Consider the following 19,235-nt stretch of genomic DNA (forward strand, 5'->3'; position numbering starts at 1 on the left):
GCCGGTGACCGCCCGGCGGGTGACACGCCCGCGTGGGCCGTTGCTTACCATCGGCACGTGCACCTTCTCGCGCTCGTTCCGCTGGTCGTCGGCCTCGTGGTGGCCGCTGTCGGGGTTCTCGGACTGCGTGAGCGGCTGCCGCGCAACCGCTTCGGCGGCGTGCGCACCCCCGCCACGCTGCGCGACGACGAGACGTTCCGGGTGGCCAACAAGGTCGCCGGGCTGCCGATCGCCGTGGCCGGGGCCGTCGGGATCGTCAGCGGGGCGGCCGGGCTCGTGGCCGGGCTGGCCGTCACGCTCGTCGGGCTCGTCGGGATGTGCGCCATCGCCCTGGCGGGCGGGATGCTCGGACACCGGGCCGCTGAGGCCATGCCGGCGCCCGCGCCGGAGCTCCCCGAGGGGTGCAAGGGCTGCGTGTGCGGCGGCTGCGAGATCGCGACGGCCTTGAAGGGCTCAGTTGGTGCGGACGTCACCGGGGTGGGTGGCGAGTAGCGACAGCGGCATCCCCTGCCGGCGCAGCACCCGGCCCCAGAGGTCCTGGTCGGTGGGTGCCAGCACGTCGCTGGGCAGGGCGGGGACCACGATCCAGTCGCCGCGCTCGATCTCGCCCGCCACCTGGCCGATGTCCCAGCCCGCGTAGCCGGCGAACACCCGCATGCCCTTGAACTTGGGCACCAGCACATCGGGGTCGGCGTCGAGGTCGACCAGCGCCACCGGGCCGCGCACGCCGATGAGGCCCTTGACGCCGTTGGGTTCCTCGCCGGTGCGCAGGGCGGCCAGGCACAGCGCGGTCTTCTGGTCCACGGGGCCGCCCACGAACACCGACCCGGGGGTGGTGACGTGGGGGCCCCAGTTGGGCAGCACGTCGTCGACCGGGACCTCGCTGGGCCGGTTGAGGACAACGCCGAGGGTGCCCTCACCGCGGTGGTCGATCACGAACACCACGGTGCGGCGGAAGTTGGAGTCCGTCAGGCTGGGCGCCGCAACGAGCAGCGTCCCCGGCTCCACGGCTGCATCGGGGGCGTCGGATCGCACAGGAACATGATCCCACCCGTTGAGTGGTTATCCAGCAGCCGTATGGCTGTTGGGGAACAATGGCTGGTGCCGGCTCGTTGGAGCAGGTGGCTGGAGCACCATTGAGTCCCCCGGGCCCAACCAAGAACCGCCGTCGTGGAATACCGTCCGGCTGGAGCCACGACGTGCCACGCCGCCGTGAGGCGACCGGGTGCTTCAGCTGACGAAGGGCGTGCGTCCAGCGGACGCATGCCCTTCGGGCTGTTCCGGGCGAGCCGTAGGCTGAGAGATCGTGAGCACATCGGCGCAGGACGCGAACGAGGTCACCCACCTGGGCGACTCCGAGTCCGCCCACCACACCCGCATCGGCCCGCGCCGGTTGCTGGCGATCGCCGGGTTCCGGCGCCTGCTCCTGTCCCGGTTCGCCTCGCAGTGGGGTGACGGGCTGTTCCAGACCGGTCTCGCCGGCGCGGTCGTGTTCAACCCCGAGCGGGCCGTGTCGCCGCAGGAGATCGCCCTCGGGTTCGTCGTGCTGCTCCTGCCGTACTCGATCATCGGGCCGTTCGCCGGGGCGCTGCTCGACCGCTGGGACCGGCGCCGGGTGCTGGTCGCGGCCAACCTGCTGCGTGGCGTGCTCATCCTCGTGGCCGCGGTCTGCGTGGCCACCGGGGTCGCCGGGATGGCGCTGGCGATGCTCGCCCTGGTCGTCATCGGGATCAGCCGGTTCGTCGGCGCCGGCCTGTCCGCCTCGCTGCCGCACGTCGTGCCGGTGCGCAACCTCGTCGAGGCCAACGCGCTGTCGGTCACGCTGGGCGCGGTCGTCTCGGTCCTCGGCGCCGGCTGCGCGGTCGGCCTGCGGGCGCTGTTCGGCGAGGACGACGCCGGCTCCGGGCTCACCGCGGCGGTCGCCGTCATCGGGTCGGTGCTGGCCGCCACGCTCGCCGCCCGGTTCGCCCGCGGCGCGCTCGGCCCGGACGAGGTCGACGAGCCGGCCACCGCGCTGGCCGCGGTCGCCAACGGGCTGTTCGACGGCGCCCGGGTCGCCCTTCGCACGCCCAGCGTCGCCGCCGGGTTCTGCGCGCTGCTCGCGCACCGGGCCTCGTTCGGCATCTCGCTGCTGCTCACCGTCCTGCTGATGCGCTTCAGCTTCGAGGACTTCGGCCCCATCAAGGCGGGCCTGCCCGGGCTCGGCGTGGTGCTCGGCTTCGGCGCGCTCGGCATCTTCGTCGCCGGGCTCACCACCGCGCGGCTGGTCACGAGCCTGGGCCGCAAGCGGACGGTCATCGGCGCGCTCGGCATCGCCGCGGTCGCCCAGCTGGGGCTCGGCCTGCCGATGGTCCTGCCGACCGCGCTCGTCGCGGCGTTCCTCATCGCCTACTCGGGCCAGGTCGTCAAACTCTGCGTGGACGCCGCCGTGCAGCGCGACATCGGCGACGAGACCCGCGGCCGGGTGTTCGCCCTCTACGACATGCTGTTCAACATCACCCAGGTCGTGGCCGTCGGGATCGCCTCGACGGTCATCCCGCCCAACGGCGAGTCGCCGGCGCTGATCGTCGCCGCGACCGTCCTCTACCTGCTGGGCATGGTGGGCTTCGAGCTCGTCACGCGCCGGGGCCGGGCGGCGTGACGCCCTGCTCGGCGGCCCACCGGCGCAGCTCGGCGACCGCCTCGTCGTGCTCCAGCGGCCCGCGGTCCAGGCGCAGCTCCTTGAGGAAGCGCCAGGCCTGACCGACCAGCGGCCCCGGCGGCAGGCCCAGCAGCCGCATGATCTCGTTGCCGTCCAGGTCCGGGCGCACCCGCGCCAGGTCCTCCTCGGCGGCGATCCGGGCGATCCGCTCCTCGAGCTCGTCGTAGGTCCGCTGCAGGGCGGCGGCCTTGCGCCGGTTGCGGGTGGTGCAGTCGGCCCGCACGAGCTTGTGCAGCCGGGACAGCAGCGGACCCGCGTCGGTGACGTAGCGGCGCACCGCCGAGTCGGTCCACTCGCCGCGGCCGTAGCCGTGGAACCGCAGGTGCAGGTACACCAGCTGGGCGACGTCCTCGGTGATCTCCTTGGAGTACCGCAGCGCGCGCAACCGCTTGCGGACCATCTTCGCGCCGACGACCTCGTGGTGGTGGAAGCTCACCCCGCCGCCCTCGATGTGCCGCCGGGTGGCCGGCTTGCCGATGTCGTGCAGCAGCGCGGCGAGCCGCAGCACGAGGTCCGGCTCGGCGTCCGGCTCCTCCAGGTCGATCGCCTGGTCGAGCACGACGAGGGAGTGCTGGTAGACGTCCTTGTGCTGGTGGTGCTCGTCGATCTCCAGGCGCATCGCCGGCACCTCGGGCAGCACGTGGTCGGCGAGGCCGGTGTCGACCATCAGCTCGATCCCGCGGCGGGGGTGGCGGCCGGTCAGCAGCTTGGCCAGCTCGACCTGGACCCGCTCGACGGTGATCCGGGCGATCTCGTCGTGCATCTCCTCGATCGCGGCGAGCACCCGCGGCTCGACGGTGAAGCCGAGCTGGCTGACGAACCGGACCGCGCGCATCATCCGCAGCGGGTCGTCGGCGAAGGACTCCTGCGGGGTGGCCGGGGTGTCCAGCCGCCGGTTGGCCAGCGCGGAGAGCCCGTCGTGCGGGTCGATGAAGGTCTTAGCCGACAAGTCGACCGCCATCGCGTTGACCGTGAAGTCCCGCCTGACCAGGTCTTCCTCGATCGAGTCGCCGAAGCGGACCTCGGGGTTGCGGCTCATCCGGTCGTAGGTGTCCGACCGGAACGTGGTGATCTCGCACGCCGTCCCGCGCCGGCGCGCGCCGACGGTGCCGAACGCTATCCCGGTGTCCCAGACCGCCTCGGCCCAGCCGGTGACCAGGCGCAGCACCTCGTCCGGACGGGCGTCGGTGGCGAAGTCCAGGTCGTTGCCGAGCCTGCCGAGCAACGCGTCCCGGACGCTCCCGCCGACGAGGTAGAGGCGATGCCCGGCCGCGGCGAACCGCTCCGCGAGCTCGTCCGCCACCGGAAAGCGCAGGCGCTCGACCACGGCGTTGGGTTGGGTCAGGTTGGACACGATGAACGAGCGTATCTGGCGAGCCGCCGCAGATCGGCCCAACCCGGGCCCCGGCCGCACGTGAACCGACGACTCGCCGGACCGTGCCGCACTACGATCACGTTCATGCCCTCGTCGTCCGGCAGGCCCCGGGGCGCCCGGTCGGGGCGCCGCGGGCGGCGTCGTGGTCGCCGGATGACCGCGGTCGACGAGACCTCGGCCGGCGGAGTGGTCATCAGCACGGACCGGACGAAGGTGGCGCTCATCGGCCGGCTCGACCGGCGCGGCCGGCTGCTCTGGTCGCTGCCGAAGGGCCACATCGAGGAGGGCGAGACGCCCGAGCAGACCGCGGTGCGGGAGGTGTCGGAGGAGACCGGCATCCTGGGCGAGATAATGCGACCACTCGGGACCATCGACTACTGGTTCGTCGCCGACCGCCGTCGGATCCACAAGACCGTGCACCACTTCCTGATGGCGGAGCGCGGCGGCGAGCTGTCCGACGACGACGTCGAGGTGACCGAGGTGGCCTGGGTCCCCCTCGACGAGCTGGAGGAGCGGCTTGCCTACGCCGACGAGCGCCGGCTGGTGCTGCGCGCGCTCGAACTGCTGGAGGTCGGCGCGACCGGCGACGGCGCGACCGCCGAACACGCCGACACGATTCCCGACCCCGTGTCCGGCGAGTCCGCGAACGCGGACGGGGGCTGAGCCCGCGTGACGCGATGGAAGGCGTTCGCCGGGTTCCTCGCGACCGCGCTCCTGGTCCTCGGTCCCGTCGTCCCCGCGGGCGCGAGCCCGATCGGCGACCCCGCGCAGCCCGCGGCCGGCACGCCGACCCTGCTCAAGCTCGACGTCGACACCCTGTCGCCACGGGTCGTCACCGCGCAGACCCCACAGCTCAGGATCACCGGCCGGATCACCAACACCGGCGACCGGCGGGTGGACGACATCCGGGTCAAGGTCCAGCGCGGTGAGCCGGTGGAGAGCGACCGCGAGCTGCGTGGCCTGGCGAGCCTCGCGACCGACTCGGCCAGCTCCCCGTTCACCGACGTCACCGCCTCGCTCGAGCCGGGCGGGACCGCGCCGATCTCGGTGACCGTCCCGGTCCGCGGCGCCGAGCAGTCGCTCGCGCTCACCCAGCCGGGCGTCTACCCGGTGCTGGTCAACGTGAACGGCCGGCCCGACTACGGCGGCCAGGCCCGGCTCGCGGCGGTGTCGCTGCCGCTGCCGGTGCTGTCGGTGCCGGGCGGCCCGCGCGCCGCGCCGAAGCAGACCCCGCCGGGCGTGACGATGCTCTGGCCGATCCTCGACACCCAGCCGCGCCGGCTGCCGACCAGCGACGGGCAGACCCTGCTCACCGACGACGAGCTCGCCGACTCGCTCTCCGTCGGCGGCCGGCTGTTCGGACTGGTCAACGCCGTCGGCACGGCCACCGCCGGCAACGGCACGCTGTCCCGCTCGCTGTGCTTCGCGGTCGACCCGGACCTGCTGCAGACCGTCTCCGGGATGACCAGGGGCTACAAGGTCCGCCTGTCCGACGGCCGCACGGTCGCGGGCAAGGGTGCGAACGCCGCCACCGACTGGCTCACCCGGCTCACCGCGCTCACCCGCGGCCAGTGCGTGATCTCGGTGCCCTACGCCGACACCGACCTCGTCGCACTGGCCCGCTCCGGCGCGGTGGACCTCGCCCAGCTCTCGATCGCCAGCTCGTCGGTGGTGACGGACCTGCTCGAGGTGCAGCCGGCGAAGGAGCTGTTCTGGCCGGCCGGCGGCACGTTCGACCAGCGCACGCTCGTCGACCTCGCCGCGACCGGACCGACCACCGTGCTCGCCGACCCGGCGCATCTGCAGAACGTGCGGGGCCAGGCGCCGTTCACGCTCACCGGCACCCAGACCGCCCACCCGGTGCGGGCGCTGCCGGTCGACCCGCTGCTGTCCCAGACGCTGGCCGTCCCCGCGGGCGCGCCGGCCGAGGGCTCGCTGCAGGACGGGCTCGCCGCGCTGGCCTTCCGGGCGCTGTTCGACAGGCAGGCCGGCAACCAGCTCCTGATCGCGCCGCCGCGCCGGTGGACCGCGTCGGAGAGCGAGCTCGGCGGCTACCTCGACCTGGCGCAGCAGCTGTTCGACGGCGGCTACGCCACCCCGCGGCTGCTGGGCCAGCTGCTCTCCGGGCGGGACCGGGGCAGCGCGACCGGTCTCGCCTACACCCCGCAGGACAGCGCCCAGGAGATCCCTGCCGCGGTCACCGCGGACGTGGTGCGGATCAACGCGGTCAAGCGCGACCTGCTCGACGCGATGGACATCGACAACACCTCCGAGGTCAACCCGAACGAGCTGCTCTCGCCGATGCAGTACGGCCTGCTGCGCGGCATGTCGACCGCCTGGCGCGGCCGGCCGGAGCAGGCGACGACCACGGTCCAGGTCGTCGGCGAAGCGCTCGACGCGCTCACCGGCCAGGTGATCGTGAAGAACCCGGGCCGCCCGATGACCCTCGCCTCCGGTGACAGCCCCATCCCGATCAGGGTCTACAACGGGCTGCCGGTGGCCATCGTGGTGCGCGTCCACCTCGTCGCGCCGGCCGGCCTGCGGCCCGACCAGTACCCGGACATCCGCATCCCGCCGCTCGCCTCGGTGAGCAAGTACGTCCCGGCCAAGGTGATCCGGGCCGGCCGGTTCACCGTCGACGCGTCGCTCACCACCCCGAGCGGCGGCACCAAGCTCGGCAGCACCGCGCGGCTGGAGCTCACCTCCACCACCTACGGGATCATCACCGTCGCCCTCACCGGGATCGCGGGCGGCGTGCTCGTGCTGCTGGTGGCGTTCCGGCTGTTCCGCCGGGTGCGCGCGGCCCGCGCGGGGACCGGCGCGAACAGCGAGGCTCCCCGTGAGCCCTAGTCGCGGTACAGAATCAGTGACCGTGACCCGACGAACCGGCGGCGCCGAGCCCTCGCTGGCCCGAGCCAGCGGCTCGATGGCGATCGCGACGCTGGTCAGCCGCATCACGGGGTTCGCGTGGAAGGTGCAGCTGGCGTGGGTCGCGGGCCTGCTGGTGGTCAACGACTCGTTCACCGTCGCGAACACGCTGCCCAACATCATCTACGAGCTGCTGCTCGGCGGGGTGCTCGCGAGCGTCGTCGTGCCGCTGCTGGTCCGGGCGCAGGACGACCCCGACGGCGGCCAGGCCTACACCCAGCGGCTGCTCACGGTCGGCATGACCATGCTCGCGGTCGGCACGGTGGTCGCGGTCGCGCTGGCGCCGGTGTTCACCGGCCTGTACATGGACGACTCGAGCGGCCACGCCAACGCCGAGCTCGCTACCGCGTTCGCCTACCTGCTGCTGCCGGAGATCGTGTTCTACGGGCTCTTCGCGCTGCTGTCGGCGATCCTGCAGGCCAAGCACGTGTTCGGCCCCACCGCGTGGGCGCCGGTGGTCAACAACCTGATCATCATGGCCACCATCGGGGTGTACGCGATCGTGCCCGGCGAGATCTCGCTGAACCCGGTCCGGATGGGCGACGCGAAGCTCCTGGTCCTCGGCATCGGCGTCACCCTCGGCATCGCCGTCCAGGCGCTCGTGCTGCTGCCGGCGCTGCGCCGGGTCGGCTTCCGGTTCCGCTGGAACTGGGGGCTGGACTCGCGGCTCAAGGAGTTCGGCGGGCTCGCCCTGTGGATCATCGGCTACGCGGGCATCAGCCAGATCGGGATGATCTTCACGACCCGGGTGCTGACCGAGACCGCGGCCGGCGGCGCGGCGATCTACGCGAACGCCTGGCTGCTGTTCCAGCTGCCCTACGGCGTCATCGGGGTGTCACTGCTGACCGCGATCATGCCCCGGCTGTCCCGGGCCGCGGCCGACGGCGACACCCGCAAGCTCATCGGCGACCTGTCGCTGGCGAGCCGGCTGTCGACGGTGATGCTCGTGCCGATCAGTGCGGTGCTCACGATCGCCGGCTCGGCCATCGGCGTCGCGCTGTTCAACTACGGCAACGCCGACATCGCCGACGCCAGGCGGCTCGGCAACGCGCTGGCCTTCTCGGCGTTCGGCATCCTGCCGTTCGCCCTGGTCATGCTCCAGCTGCGGGTGTTCTACGCGATGAAGGACGCCCGGACGCCCACGCTGATCATGATCGTGATGACCGTGGTGAAGATCCCACTGCTGTTCATGTGCCGCGACCAGCTGCGCCCCGAGGACGTGGTGATCGGCGTGATGCTCGTCAACGCGCTCACCTTCGTCGTCGGCGCGGTGCTCGGCCAGATGTGGCTGTGGGTGCGGCTGGGCCGGCTGCAGAGCATGCGGGTGGTCCGGGTGATCGTGCAGAGCGTGGTCGCCGGCCTCGCCGGTGTGCTGGTCGCGTTCGGCCTCACGCTGCTCGTCGACCTGGTCCTGCCGGACGGCTTCGGGGACACCCCGGCCGCCTGGGTGAAGCTGATCGTCCAGGGAGTGGTGACCACCGTGGTGGCCTTCGGGCTGCTCGCCGTGTTCAAGGTTCCCGAGCTCGCCCCGGCCACGCAACGAATCACCCGACTGGTGCGTCGAGGGTAGGGACGAACAGCAGGAAGAACGCTCCGGACTCACGTAGGCTCGATCTGATCGGCAGAACACATCGGTGTCCGTCGCGCGGTCCTGCCTTACCGGCCGGAGCGCCCGGGCGGGGAGAGTTGCAGTGACCACGAGGCGAACCGACTCCCTCACGGGTGAGCTGAACCCCGGCGGCGGCGCCGGGGATAACTTCCTGTTGCCGGGTGCCGTGATCGGCGACGGTCGTTACCGCCTGCTCGCCCAGTTCGGCGTGGACCAGCGGGTCAACGCCCACCTGTGGCGGGCCCGCGACGGCCAGCTGCGCCGCGACGTCGCGCTCACCGTGCTGGTCGGCGAGCCCGGCGACGCCACCCGCGCGCAGGACGCCCGCCGCACGCTCGAGCGGGCCGCGCACGCCGCCCGGTTCAACCACCCCGGCATGGCCCGGGTGCTCGACGTGCTGAGCCTCGGCAACGGCGTCACCGCCGGCGAGGGCCTGCTCGGCATCGTCGTCGCCGACTGGTCGGCCGGCACCGACCTCATCGACCTCATCGCCGAGCACCCGCTGCCCGCCGCCAACGCCGCCCGCCTCCTCGAGCCGCTGGCCGCCGCGGTCGAGCGGGCCCACGTCGCCGGCCTGGTGCTGGGCGTCGACCACCCGCAGCGGATCCGGGTCACCCCCGAGGGCGCGCTGCGCCTGGCTTTCCCCGGCCCGCTGCCCGAGGCCGTGCCCCGCGACGATGTCAAGGGCCTCGGCGCCATCCTCTACCTGCTGCTCACCGGCCGGTGGCCGCTGCCGGGAGGCCCGGCCGCCCTCCCGCCGGCGCCCCTCATGCCGGACGGTGCCATCGCGGCGCCGGAGTCGCTCAACCCGGTGCCGCACGAGCTGTCCGCGGTCGCGCTGCGCAGCCTCGAGGACACCTCCATCGGCGGCATCCGCACCAGCGCCACCCTCCTGACGGTGCTCGACCAGGCGGCCGAGTCCGCCGAGCGCACCGAGTTCCTCCGGCCGGTCCTCCCGGGCACGGCCGAGGAGGACGGCGGGCCCGTGTGGACCACCCGCCCGCCGGTCCGGGACAAGGCGCGCCGGCGCAAGCTCGCGGTCGGCGTCACCGCGCTGGCCGTGGCCACCGTCGGCGTGCTGGCCTGGGTGGGCATGATGCTCATCAGCTTCTTCGGCGACGGCACCGGCAGCACCGGCAACACGGTGGTGATCAGCGCGCCGCCGGCGGCGAACGGGCAGTCCTCGGCGCCCAAGCCGCAGCCGGCCGGGCCGCTGCAGCCGGCCGAGGTGTCCGAGTACAACCCCAAGGGCACCGAGGACGACCAGCGCAACGCCAACCACGTCACCGACGGCGACCCCGGCACGCTGTGGGAGACCGACACCTACAAGCAGCAGTTCCCCGCGCTCAAGCCCGGCGTGGGGATCATGGCCTCGTTCGCCAACTCCACCCGCTTCGCCTCGGTCGCCATCGAGTCGCCGAGCCCCGGCACGGTCGTGGAGATCCGCACCGCGCCGTCGGCCAACCCCGCGCTCGAGGACACCAAGGTCATCGCCACGGGCGAGCTGCAGGGCGGCCGCACGGAGATCCAGCTGCCCAACGCCGAGCCGGCCCAGTACGTGATCGTCTGGATCACCAAGCTGGGCGAGGGCAACAAGTCGGCGCTGGCCGAGGTGCAGTTCATCCGGGCCAAGTGAGTTGCCCGCGCGCCCGGTGACGGTGTCGAGGGCCACACCTCTCGTGGGTAACTCGCGGACCGATATCCTCCTCGCGTGACCACCGCCGCCAGCTCGGACGCCGACCTCATCGCGGCGCACGCCGCCGGTGACCCGCGAGCCTTCGCCGAGTTGGTCCGCCGTCACCGGGACCGGATGTGGGCCGTCGCCCTGCGCACGCTGCGTGATCCGGAGGAGGCCTCCGACGCGCTGCAGGACGCGTTCATCTCGGCGTTCCGCGCGGCCGCGTCGTTCCGGGCGGAGTCGCAGGTCACCACGTGGTTGCACCGGATCGTCGTCAACGCCTGCCTCGACCGGGTGCGCCGCCGCCAGTCCCGGCCCACCGTGCCGCTGCCGGAGACCGGACCCGGCGAGCCCGCCTCCCCGCGTGACTCGATGTCCGAGCGGGAGACCCGGCTCGTCGTCCAGAACGCGCTCAGCCAGCTCTCGGAGGACCAGCGGATGCCGATCGTGCTGGTGGACGTGGAGGGCTACTCGGTGGCCGAGACCGCCAAGATGCTGGGCATCGCCGAGGGCACGGTGAAGAGCCGGTGTGCCCGGGGCCGGGCCAAACTGGCCAAAGTTCTCGGTCATCTCCGGAACCCCGATGCAGATGCGAACGTCCCAGATGGCGCTGTTGATGGGCGAGGTGTGCCGGTACGGCGCAACTGGGAGGGACGATGACGGACAGCGCGAAGGGGGCGGGCGGCTCGCTATCCGGGCCACCGTGGTCCGTCGACGTGCTTGCCGACCTGCACGCCGGCGTCCTCGACCCCGAGCAGTCCGCACACCTGTGGCCGCTGGTCAACGCCGACCCGGAGGCTCGTTCCGTCCTCGAGGCCCTCGACACGGTCAAGGTCGACCTCGGCCGGCTGGGCAACGCCGCGGCCGAGCCGATGCCGGCCCGGTTCGCGGCCCGGCTCGACGCCGCGCTGCAGGCGGAGATGCGGGCCAGCGGGCGGGTTGCCACCGTCGCCCCTCCGGCCCCCCCGGCCGGCCTGCCCGGCCCGCCGCCGATCGCTCCGGTCGTCGACCTCGCCGCCGCACGCAAGCGCCGCAACCGGATGGCCGCGTGGGGTGCGGGTGTCCTCACGGCGGCGGCCGCCGCGGCCGCCATCGCGTTCGTCGCCCTGCCGGGCAACGAGACCTCCGGCACGCCGCAGGCCGGCGGCAACGACACCACGCAGCCCACCGACGCCCCGGGCGGCAGCGCACGGCCGCCGGTCGCGTTGAAGAGCAACGATCTCGCGCCGGCCATCGGCCAGCTCACCGGCCGGTTCGACTACGGCGCGCTGAAGGACGAGCAGGGCCTCAAGGACTGCCTGGCGGCCCACAACCTCAGCATGGCCGACCCGCTGGGCGTCCACCCGGTCGTCCTCGACGGCAAGGACGGCATCGCGGCGCTGGTGGGCGCGGGCGGCTCCCAGCCCGGCCGGTTCCGGCTCGTCGTCGTGGAGCCCACCTGCACCCAGACCAACCCGGGTGAGGTCCTCGCCAACCGCGAGCTTCCCTGACACGCAGAGTCGTCGAGAAGGCCGCGGGTTCGCCCGCGGCCTTCTTCATGTGTGCGTGATGCGTGCGTGCCGCCCGTCACCCGAGCGGGGCGGAACAACCGACACCTACGATCGTGTTGGAATCCATGCACGCCATCGCGCCCCGTCCCCGGAGGTCAGATGCCCACCGACACCACCCAACCCGTCCGCAACGTGATCGTCGTCGGCTCCGGCCCCGCCGGCTACACGGCGGCGGTCTACGCAGCCCGGGCGCAGCTCGAGCCGCTGGTGTTCGAAGGCACCCAGTTCGGCGGCGCGCTCATGACCACCACCGAGGTCGAGAACTACCCCGGCTTCCGCGACGGCATCATGGGGCCCGACCTCATGGAGCAGATGCGCGCGCAGGCCGAGCGGTTCGGCGCCGAGCTGCGTGCCGAGGACGTCGAGGAGATCCAGCTCCAGGGCCGGATCAAGTACGTCACGGCCAACGGCGTCCGCTACGGCGCCAAGTCGATCGTGCTCGCGATGGGCGCCGCCGCGCGCTACCTGCACGTGCCCGGCGAGCAACGGCTGCTCGGGCACGGCGTGTCCGCTTGCGCCACCTGTGACGGCTTCTTCTTCCGCGACCAGGACATCGCCGTGGTCGGCGGGGGCGACTCCGCCATGGAGGAGGCGTTGTTCCTCACCAAGTTCGCCCGCTCGGTCACCATCGTCCACCGGCGCCAGGAGTTCCGGGCGTCCCGGATCATGCTCGAGCGTGCCCGCGCCAACGAGAAGATCCGCTGGCAGCTCGACTCCGAGGTCCTCGAGGTGCTCGGCGAGAACTCGGTCACCGGCGTGAAGATTCGCGACACGGTCACCGGCGAGGAGTCCGTGCTCGACGTCACCGGCTTGTTCATGGCGATCGGCCACGACCCGCGCAGCCAGCTGGTCGCCGGCCAGCTCGAGCTCGACGAGGACGGCTACGTCAAGGTCGAGCCGCACACCACCTACACGGGCGTCGACGGCGTGTTCGCCTCCGGCGACCTGGTCGACCGCACCTACCGCCAGGCCATCACCGCCGCCGGGTCCGGGTGCTCGGCCGCGATCGACGCCGAGCGCTGGCTCGCCGAGCACGCGGAGGCCCCCGAGGCACACGTGGCTCCCGAGCTCGTCGGCGGCGGCTACGCCCCCACGCAGAACTGACGCACCAACCCCCACAAGGAGAGAAGATGGCCGGCAACACCGTGAAAGTGACCGACAGCTCGTTCGCCGCCGACGTGCTGGGCAGCGACAAGCTCGTGCTGGTGGACTTCTGGGCAACCTGGTGCGGACCGTGCCGGATGGTCGCTCCGGTGCTCGAGGAGATCGCCGGCGAGCACGCCGACAAGATCACCATCGCCAAGCTCGACGTCGACGAGAACCCCACCGTCGCGCGCGACTACCAGGTGCTGTCCATCCCCACGCTCATCCTGTTCAAGGGCGGCGAGCCGGTGAAGCAGATCGTCGGCGCCAAGCCGAAGGCCGCGCTGCTCGCCGACCTGTCCGACTACCTGGGCTGATCACCCGCAGTTACCTGGGCGGACCGACAACCCCCGACACCGTTCGTAGCGTCCAAGAGACGTGAACCGGGTGTCGGGGGTCACCGGACAGACGCACCACGTGACCCTCCGCGCCGGACGGACGGCGGCAAGGCACAATAGTTTCGCAGTCGTCTTGCTGCCGTAGACGTCATCTTCGCGCCGACTCGATGTCGGTGCCCGACCCGAGCGAGGGGTGCATGCGGGTACTCCGCCGCGGTGATGGTGGGCCGGCCGTAGCCGAGGTCCGGTCCACGCTCGCAGCGCTTGGTCTGCTGCCGTCGGTCAATGGTTCGGGGGACCAGAGCGCACTGTTCGACGAGACCGTCGAGCACGCGGTGCGTAGTTTCCAGCAACAACGGGGCCTGATCACCGACGGTGTGGTCGGTCCCGCCACCTACCGGGCGCTGCGGGACGCCACCTACCAGCTGGGCGCGCGCCCGCTGGCCTACCTGGTGTCCGCCCCGGTCTCCGGCGACGACGTGCTCACGCTGCAGGAACGCCTGCTCGAGCTCGGTTTCGACGCCGGCAGGCCCAACGGGGTCTTCGGCGCGCAGACCGAGCACGCGCTGCGCACCTTCCAGCGGGACTACGGCCTCAAGGTCGACGGCATCTGCGGCCCCGAGACGCTGCGTGCGCTGCGTCAGCTGTCCCCGCGGGCCCGCGGTGGCTCGCCGGTGCTGCTGCGGGAGCAGGAGCGGGTCCGCAAGGCCGGCCCGCGGCTGCGCGGCAAGCGGATCGTCATCGACCCGGGCCACGGCGGCCCGGACTCCGGTGTCACCGTCGGCGGCGTGCGCGAGGCCGACCTGGTCTGGGACCTGGCCAGACGCCTCGAGGGCCGCATGGTGGCCACCGGCATGCAGGCGCTGCTGTCCCGTGGACGCGACCAGTGCCCCACCGAGGCCGACCGGGCCAGCTTCGCCAACGAGGTGGGCGGCGACCTGTTCATGTCGCTGCACTCGGACGCCAACTCCTCGCCGCTGGCCCAGGGCGTGGCCAGCTTCCACTTCGGCACGGCGGGCGGCAACACGTCCACGATCGGTGAGACGCTCGCCGGCTTCGTGCAGCGTGAGCTGGCCGTGCGGACGGGCCTGCGGGACTGCCACGCGCACCCCAAGACCTGGGACACGCTGCGGCTCACCCGCTGCCCCGCGGTCCGCATCGAGATCGGCTACCTCACCAACCACGAGGACCGCCGCAGGCTCGCGGACCCGGCCTTCCGGGACGTCGTGGCCGAGGGCATCCTCGTCGCCGTCAAGCGGCTCTACCTGCTGGGTGAGAACGACCAGCCGACCGGCACGTTCACCTTCGCCGACGTCCTGCGCCACGAGCTCGCCAAGGCGGAGTAGCCCGCGAGTAGCGAGCGGGCGGTGAGCCAGTAGCCCGGCCGGAGTAGCCCACAGGGTTATCCACAACGTACGGAGTTGTCCACAGCCTGTCTGTGGACAACTTTCGCGTGCACGCTCAGCGCTGCAGGACCGGGCTCGCGGTGGAGACCGTAACGGTGCCCAGGAGCTTCTCCAGGGCCGCTTCGACGTCTTCCTTCCACGAGATGGCGCTGCGCAGCTCCAGGCGCAGACGGGGCCAGCGAGGGTGCTGGCGGACGGTCTTGAAGCCGACCTGGAGGAAGAAGTCGGCGGGGATCACGCACGTGGGCTCGTCGTCGGGCTTCGCGTCGCCGAACGCCTCGATGGCCTTGACCCCGCGCCGGGTGAGGTCCTTCGCGACCGCCTGCACGAGCATCCGGCCCAGCCCGCCGCCGCGGAACTCGGGCAACACGTGGAAGCCGGTGAGCAGCACGGCGTCCGGGCTCGGGGGCGAGGTGGGAAAGGCCGACGCGCGGGGCACGGCCGTGGGCGGGGCGTAGAGGACGAACCCCACCGGGAGCTTGTCGCTGTAGACGATCCGGCCGCAGGAGCCCCACTCGAGCAGGACGCTGGAGACCCAGGCCTCCTTCTCCAGATCCGCCGTGCCGAACTCCTCCGCCTGCTCCCGCAGGTGCGGCGCCAGCTCCCAGAACACGCACGCTCGGCTGTGCTTGGGCAGATCCTCCAGGTTGTCCAGCGTGACGCCAACGACGCGTCGCGACACCCTGACCTCCCCACCCGTGTGCATGTCTCGCGGAGTAGAACCACGCGTTTCCCGCCCAGTGCTACGCGTACCGCACGCCAGGATAAGCCCAGTGCAGCGTGAGGAGAAACAACGTGAGCCGGATATGAGCCCCGGTTACACTCGATTGATCTACAGCACCATCCGACCGCACCAACCGTGATGGAGCCCGCATGACCTCGGTGGGACCACCGCCCGACAGACCGGGCAGCCGCAGCCTCGACCCGCATCTGCGCCGGTACGCGGCGCGGGCGGCCGGCATGACGGCCTCCGAGGTACGCGCGCTCTTCGCGGTCGCGAGCAGGCCCGAGGTGGTCTCGCTGGCCGGTGGGATGCCCAACCTCACCGCGCTGCCGCTGGACTCGCTCTCGACCCAGGTCGCGTCGCTGATCAGCACCGACGGGCTCGTCGCGCTGCAGTACGGGTCCGCGCACGGGCTCCCCGAGCTGCGCGACCAGATCTGCGAGGTGATGGCGCTCGAGGAGGTCCGCGGTCACCCGGACGATGTCGTCGTCACCGTCGGTTCGCAGATGGCGCTCGACATGGTGACGAGGATCTTCTGTGATCCCGGTGACGTCGTGCTGGCCGAGGGGCCGTCCTACGTCGGCGCGCTCGGCACGTTCGGCGCGTACCAGGCGGGCGTGGTCCACGTGGCGATGGACGCCGACGGGCTGGTGCCCGAGGCCCTGCGCGCGGCGCTGGCGGCGGCTGAGCAGGCCGGCAAGCGGGTCAAGTTCCTCTACACCATCCCCAACTTCCACAACCCGGCCGGCGTGACGCTCAGCGTCGCCCGGCGCGCCGAGATTCTCGAGATCTGCGCCCGGCACCGGGTGCTGGTGGTCGAGGACAACCCGTACGGACTGCTGGGCTTCGACGGGCAGACCTACCCGGCACTGCGTTCGATGGACCGGGACAACGTGGTCTACCTCGGCTCGTTCTCCAAGACCTTCGCCGCAGGCCTGCGGGTTGGCTGGGCGCTCGCCCCGCATGCGGTGCGGGAGAAGCTGATGCTGGCCGCCGAGTCCGCCACGCTGTGCCCGCCCACGCTGAACCAGATGATCGTCTCCCGCTACCTCGCCACGCACGACTGGCGCGGCCAGATCAAGTCCTTCCAGCAGGCCTACCGGGAGCGGCGGGACGCGATGATCTCCGCGCTGGAGCAGTACCTGCCGCCCGGCTGCACGTGGACCGTGCCCGCCGGCGGGTTCTTCGTCTGGCTCACCGTGCCGGAGGGCGTGGACACCAAGGCGATGCTGCCGCGGGCGGTCACCGCCCGCGTCGCGTACGTCTCCGGCACCGGGTTCTACGCTGACGGCCTGGGCAGCCGCCAGATGCGGTTGTCCTTCTGCTACCCGACCCCGGAGCGCATCACCGAGGGGGTGCGGCGGCTCGCCGCCGTGCTGTCCGACGAGCTGGAGCTCGCCGCGACGTTCGGCCCGATCAACCAGCGGGCCGGCTCCGGGCCCCAGGTGCCCACGCCGGACACCGCATAACACTGTTCGGCAAGCAAATCCGCGGTTGGCGAGCACTAGGTACGGTCACAATGGACAGTCCGTTGTGGAGCACTGAGGAGCGTCTCGTGTCCGATCGTTGTGTCGCGGTGCTGTCCGGCGGGCTCTCCCACGAGCGGGACGTCTCGCTGCGCTCCGGGCGCCGGCTGTCCGCCGCGCTGCGGGCCGTCGGGGTCACCGTCGAGGAGTGGGACGCCGACTCGGCGCTGCCGGCCCGGCTGCGGGAGCACAAGCCGGACGCGGTGGTGGTCGCGCTACACGGCGGCGAGGGTGAGGGCGGCTCGATCCAGACCGTGCTGGAGATGCTGGACGTGCCGTACGTGGGCGCCGACTCGCACGCCTGCCGGCGGGCGTGGGACAAGCCGACCGCGAAGACCGAGCTGGCCCGCGCGGGGCTCGCGACACCGGAGTGGGTGGTGCTGCCGCACAGCACGTTCCGCGAGCTGGGCGCCAAGCCTGTGCTGGACGCGATGGTCGACCGGCTGGGCCTGCCGATGATGCTCAAGCCCGAGCAGGGTGGCTCGGCGCTGGGCGCGCAGGTGGTGCGGGACGCGGCCGACCTCCCGGCCGCGATGGTCGGCTGCCTGGCCTACTCCGAGACCGTGCTCGCCGAGCGGTTCGTCGAGGGCGTCGAGGTGGCCGTCACGGTGATCGACGGGCCGGACGGTCCGGAGGCGCTGCCCGCGGTCGAGATCGTCCCGGAGGCCGGGGTCTACGACTACACCGCTCGCTACACCGCCGGCTTCACCAACTTCCACACGCCGGCCCGGCTCGATGACCGGGCCGCCGCGGCGGTGGCCGACCTCGCCGTGGCGGCGCACCGGCTGCTCGGGCTCCGCGATGTCTCGCGCACCGACGCGATCGTCGCCGGCGACGGAACCGTCTACTTCCTGGAGGTCAACTCCTCGCCGGGGCTGACCGAGACCTCGCTCCTGCCGATGGCGATCGAGGTGGCCGGGCGCTCGCTCGGCGACATTTACGCCGGGCTGATCGAGCGAGCGGTCGACCGCTCTCGTGCGCACGCTGGGTGATCGATTGGGCACTGTCCGCCTTCGTCACCGTGACGTAAGTGCCTGGGGTGATCCCTAATCCGATTCCAATGTCCGATTTGACCCATTTTTCGCCATCAACTCGACGATTCGCTCAAGATCGTCAACTGAGCCGAACTCGACCACGATTTTGCCCTTGCGCTTGCCGAGCTCGACCTTCACCCGGGTGTCGAACGTGTTGGAGAGCCGCTCGGCGACGTCCTGCAAACCCGGCGCCTGCATCGGCTTGCGGGGCGCCTGCTTGGGCTTGGGCGGCGCCGCGTTCTTCAAGAGCGTGACGGCTTCCTCGGTGGCGCGGACGGACAGGCCCTCCGCGATGATCTTGGCCGCCAGGTCCTCCTGCATGCCGGCGTCCTCCAGGCCGAGCAGCGCGCGGGCGTGGCCGGACGACAGGACACCGGCGGCGACCCGGCGCTGCACCGGCAGGGGGAGCTTCAGCAGCCGGATCGTGTTGGTGATGGCCGGCCGGCTGCGGCCGATGCGGGAGGCCAGCTCTTCGTGCGTCACCTCGAACTCGTCGAGCAGCTGCTGGTAGGCCGCAGCCTCCTCGAGTGGGTTCAGCTGGACGCGGTGGATGTTCTCCAGCAGGGCGTCGCGCAGCATCGCGTCGTCGGCGGTCTGCCGGACGATGGCCGGAATCTTGGCCATGTCCGCACGCTGGGCCGCCCGCAGGCGGCGCTCACCCATGACGAGCTCGTAGGAGTCACCGCCGAGCTCGCGCACGACGATGGGCTGCATGAGACCGAACTCGCGGATCGAATGCTCGAGCTCGCTCAGCGCGTCCTCGTCGAAGACCTGACGAGGCTGCTTGGGGTTGGCCTGGATCGCGTCGGTCGAGATCTCCCGGTACACGGCTCCGGCCACCGCACCGCTCGGTGGCGGCGGAGCGCCTCCGGCGTCCGCAGGCCTGGCCGCGGGCGTCGGCAGCTTCACCGCGCCGTCGGCCGGGCCCTGCGGAATCAGTGCGGCGAGGCCTCGGCCCAGCCCACCCTTGCGTTCGGTCATGCTGCTTCTCTCTACTCCCCGCCGAACCCGCGTTCGGCCATCTCCCTCGCGGCGTCGAGGTAGCTCATCGCCCCCCGGGAACCCGGGTCGTACGCGAGCACCGTCTGCCCGAAGCCGGGCGCCTCGGACACCTTGACGCTCCTGGGGATCACAGTACGCAGGACCGTGTCCCCGAAGTGCTTCCGAACCTCCGCGGTCACCTGATCGGCGAGCTTCGTGCGCCCGTCGTACATGGTGAGCAG

The 19,235-nt window shown here is 72.0% G+C and carries 18 protein-coding genes; 13 read left to right on the forward strand and 5 right to left on the reverse strand.

Annotated elements, in window-relative coordinates:
* Positions 1-57: 57 nt before the first annotated feature.
* On the forward strand, positions 58-492 hold the full coding sequence (locus VGD70_RS12875) for an SdpI family protein (RefSeq protein ID WP_331081410.1): 435 nt from the start codon (positions 58-60) through the stop codon (positions 490-492).
* Here the strand turns inward: VGD70_RS12875 and VGD70_RS12880 are convergent.
* Positions 454-1,035 carry a YqgE/AlgH family protein gene (locus tag VGD70_RS12880; RefSeq protein WP_331081412.1) on the reverse strand — a complete coding sequence of 194 codons (582 nt, stop codon included), beginning with the start codon at positions 1,033-1,035 and terminating at the stop codon, positions 454-456. The genes VGD70_RS12875 and VGD70_RS12880 overlap by 39 nt on opposite strands.
* 343 nt (positions 1,036-1,378) lie before the next feature.
* Between VGD70_RS12880 and VGD70_RS12885 the strand changes: the two genes are divergently transcribed.
* A complete protein-coding gene (locus VGD70_RS12885; protein WP_331081445.1) occupies positions 1,379-2,641 on the forward strand; it encodes an MFS transporter in 1,263 nt (420 codons plus the stop codon).
* Here VGD70_RS12885 and VGD70_RS12890 read toward each other — a convergent pair.
* Entirely contained in the window at positions 2,616-4,055 is a 1,440-nt protein-coding gene (locus tag VGD70_RS12890; protein WP_414637954.1) for a CCA tRNA nucleotidyltransferase, read from the reverse strand. The genes VGD70_RS12885 and VGD70_RS12890 overlap by 26 nt on opposite strands.
* Before the next feature lie 105 nt (positions 4,056-4,160).
* On the opposite strand from VGD70_RS12890, the gene VGD70_RS12895 reads away from it, so the two are divergent.
* The 9 genes from VGD70_RS12895 to VGD70_RS12935 all read left to right on the forward strand — a co-directional run bounded on the left by VGD70_RS12895 (position 4,161) and on the right by VGD70_RS12935 (position 14,668).
* Positions 4,161-4,739 (forward strand): NUDIX hydrolase, encoded by a 579-nt coding sequence (locus VGD70_RS12895; RefSeq protein ID WP_331081414.1) that lies wholly within the window; start codon positions 4,161-4,163, stop codon positions 4,737-4,739.
* A 6-nt stretch (positions 4,740-4,745) separates the two neighbouring features.
* Positions 4,746-6,926 carry a DUF6049 family protein gene (locus VGD70_RS12900; protein WP_331081416.1) on the forward strand — a complete coding sequence of 727 codons (2,181 nt, stop codon included), beginning with the start codon at positions 4,746-4,748 and terminating at the stop codon, positions 6,924-6,926.
* 76 nt (positions 6,927-7,002) lie between these two features.
* Entirely contained in the window at positions 7,003-8,574 is a 1,572-nt protein-coding gene (gene murJ / locus VGD70_RS12905) for a murein biosynthesis integral membrane protein MurJ (RefSeq protein ID WP_414637955.1), read from the forward strand.
* A 121-nt stretch (positions 8,575-8,695) separates the two neighbouring features.
* A complete protein-coding gene (locus VGD70_RS12910; RefSeq protein WP_331081420.1) occupies positions 8,696-10,249 on the forward strand; it encodes a protein kinase family protein in 1,554 nt (517 codons plus the stop codon).
* Positions 10,250-10,324: 75 nt separating this feature from the next.
* Positions 10,325-10,951 (forward strand): RNA polymerase sigma factor SigM, encoded by a 627-nt coding sequence (gene sigM / locus VGD70_RS12915; protein ID WP_331081422.1) that lies wholly within the window; start codon positions 10,325-10,327, stop codon positions 10,949-10,951.
* Positions 10,948-11,781 (forward strand): hypothetical protein, encoded by an 834-nt coding sequence (locus VGD70_RS12920; protein ID WP_331081423.1) that lies wholly within the window; start codon positions 10,948-10,950, stop codon positions 11,779-11,781. Before sigM ends, VGD70_RS12920 begins: the two co-directional genes overlap by 4 nt.
* Positions 11,782-11,940: 159 nt before the next feature.
* On the forward strand, positions 11,941-12,945 hold the full coding sequence (trxB, locus tag VGD70_RS12925; protein WP_331081425.1) for a thioredoxin-disulfide reductase: 1,005 nt from the start codon (positions 11,941-11,943) through the stop codon (positions 12,943-12,945).
* A gap of 26 nt (positions 12,946-12,971) precedes the next feature.
* Positions 12,972-13,301, forward strand: coding sequence for a thioredoxin (gene trxA / locus VGD70_RS12930; RefSeq protein ID WP_331081427.1), 330 nt, complete (start codon positions 12,972-12,974; stop codon positions 13,299-13,301).
* A gap of 218 nt (positions 13,302-13,519) precedes the next feature.
* On the forward strand, positions 13,520-14,668 hold the full coding sequence (locus tag VGD70_RS12935) for an N-acetylmuramoyl-L-alanine amidase (protein ID WP_331081429.1): 1,149 nt from the start codon (positions 13,520-13,522) through the stop codon (positions 14,666-14,668).
* A 115-nt stretch (positions 14,669-14,783) separates the two neighbouring features.
* Here VGD70_RS12935 and VGD70_RS12940 read toward each other — a convergent pair whose 3' ends face one another.
* The gene (locus VGD70_RS12940) at positions 14,784-15,410 is read right to left on the reverse strand and encodes a GNAT family N-acetyltransferase (protein WP_331081431.1); all 627 of its coding nucleotides are present in this window, start codon (positions 15,408-15,410) and stop codon (positions 14,784-14,786) included.
* A 191-nt stretch (positions 15,411-15,601) separates the two neighbouring features.
* Between VGD70_RS12940 and VGD70_RS12945 the strand changes: the two genes are divergently transcribed.
* Together VGD70_RS12945 and VGD70_RS12950 are read left to right on the forward strand one after the other, a co-directional pair.
* Complete coding sequence (locus tag VGD70_RS12945; protein ID WP_331081433.1) at positions 15,602-16,921, forward strand: PLP-dependent aminotransferase family protein; 1,320 nt, start codon at positions 15,602-15,604, stop codon at positions 16,919-16,921.
* Between the two features lie 86 nt (positions 16,922-17,007).
* Positions 17,008-17,970, forward strand: coding sequence for a D-alanine--D-alanine ligase (locus tag VGD70_RS12950; protein WP_331081435.1), 963 nt, complete (start codon positions 17,008-17,010; stop codon positions 17,968-17,970).
* A gap of 54 nt (positions 17,971-18,024) precedes the next feature.
* On the opposite strand, the gene VGD70_RS12955 is transcribed toward VGD70_RS12950, so the two are convergent.
* Entirely contained in the window at positions 18,025-18,993 is a 969-nt protein-coding gene (locus tag VGD70_RS12955) for a ParB/RepB/Spo0J family partition protein (RefSeq protein WP_331081437.1), read from the reverse strand.
* Between the two features lie 11 nt (positions 18,994-19,004).
* Positions 19,005-19,235: ParA family protein (locus tag VGD70_RS12960; protein ID WP_331081439.1), on the reverse strand; the 231-nt coding region annotated here is incomplete at its 5' end.

It is taken from the genome of Actinophytocola sp., assembly GCF_036402745.1.
In the GTDB taxonomy this organism is placed as follows: domain Bacteria; phylum Actinomycetota; class Actinomycetes; order Mycobacteriales; family Pseudonocardiaceae; genus Actinophytocola.

Excerpts from the sequence above, each read along its gene's own strand:
- murJ (WP_414637955.1), top strand. The coding sequence starts at position 7,003 with ATGGCGATCGCGACGCTGGTCAGCCGCATCACGGGGTTCGCGTGGAAG.
- trxA (WP_331081427.1), top strand. The coding sequence starts at position 12,972 with ATGGCCGGCAACACCGTGAAAGTGACCGACAGCTCGTTCGCCGCCGAC.
- trxB (WP_331081425.1), top strand. The coding sequence starts at position 11,941 with ATGCCCACCGACACCACCCAACCCGTCCGCAACGTGATCGTCGTCGGC.
- VGD70_RS12935 (WP_331081429.1), top strand. The coding sequence starts at position 13,520 with ATGCGGGTACTCCGCCGCGGTGATGGTGGGCCGGCCGTAGCCGAGGTC.
- VGD70_RS12955 (WP_331081437.1), bottom strand. The coding sequence starts at position 18,993 with ATGACCGAACGCAAGGGTGGGCTGGGCCGAGGCCTCGCCGCACTGATT.
- VGD70_RS12920 (WP_331081423.1), top strand. The coding sequence starts at position 10,948 with ATGACGGACAGCGCGAAGGGGGCGGGCGGCTCGCTATCCGGGCCACCG.
- VGD70_RS12895 (WP_331081414.1), top strand. The coding sequence starts at position 4,161 with ATGCCCTCGTCGTCCGGCAGGCCCCGGGGCGCCCGGTCGGGGCGCCGC.
- VGD70_RS12945 (WP_331081433.1), top strand. The coding sequence starts at position 15,602 with ATGACCTCGGTGGGACCACCGCCCGACAGACCGGGCAGCCGCAGCCTC.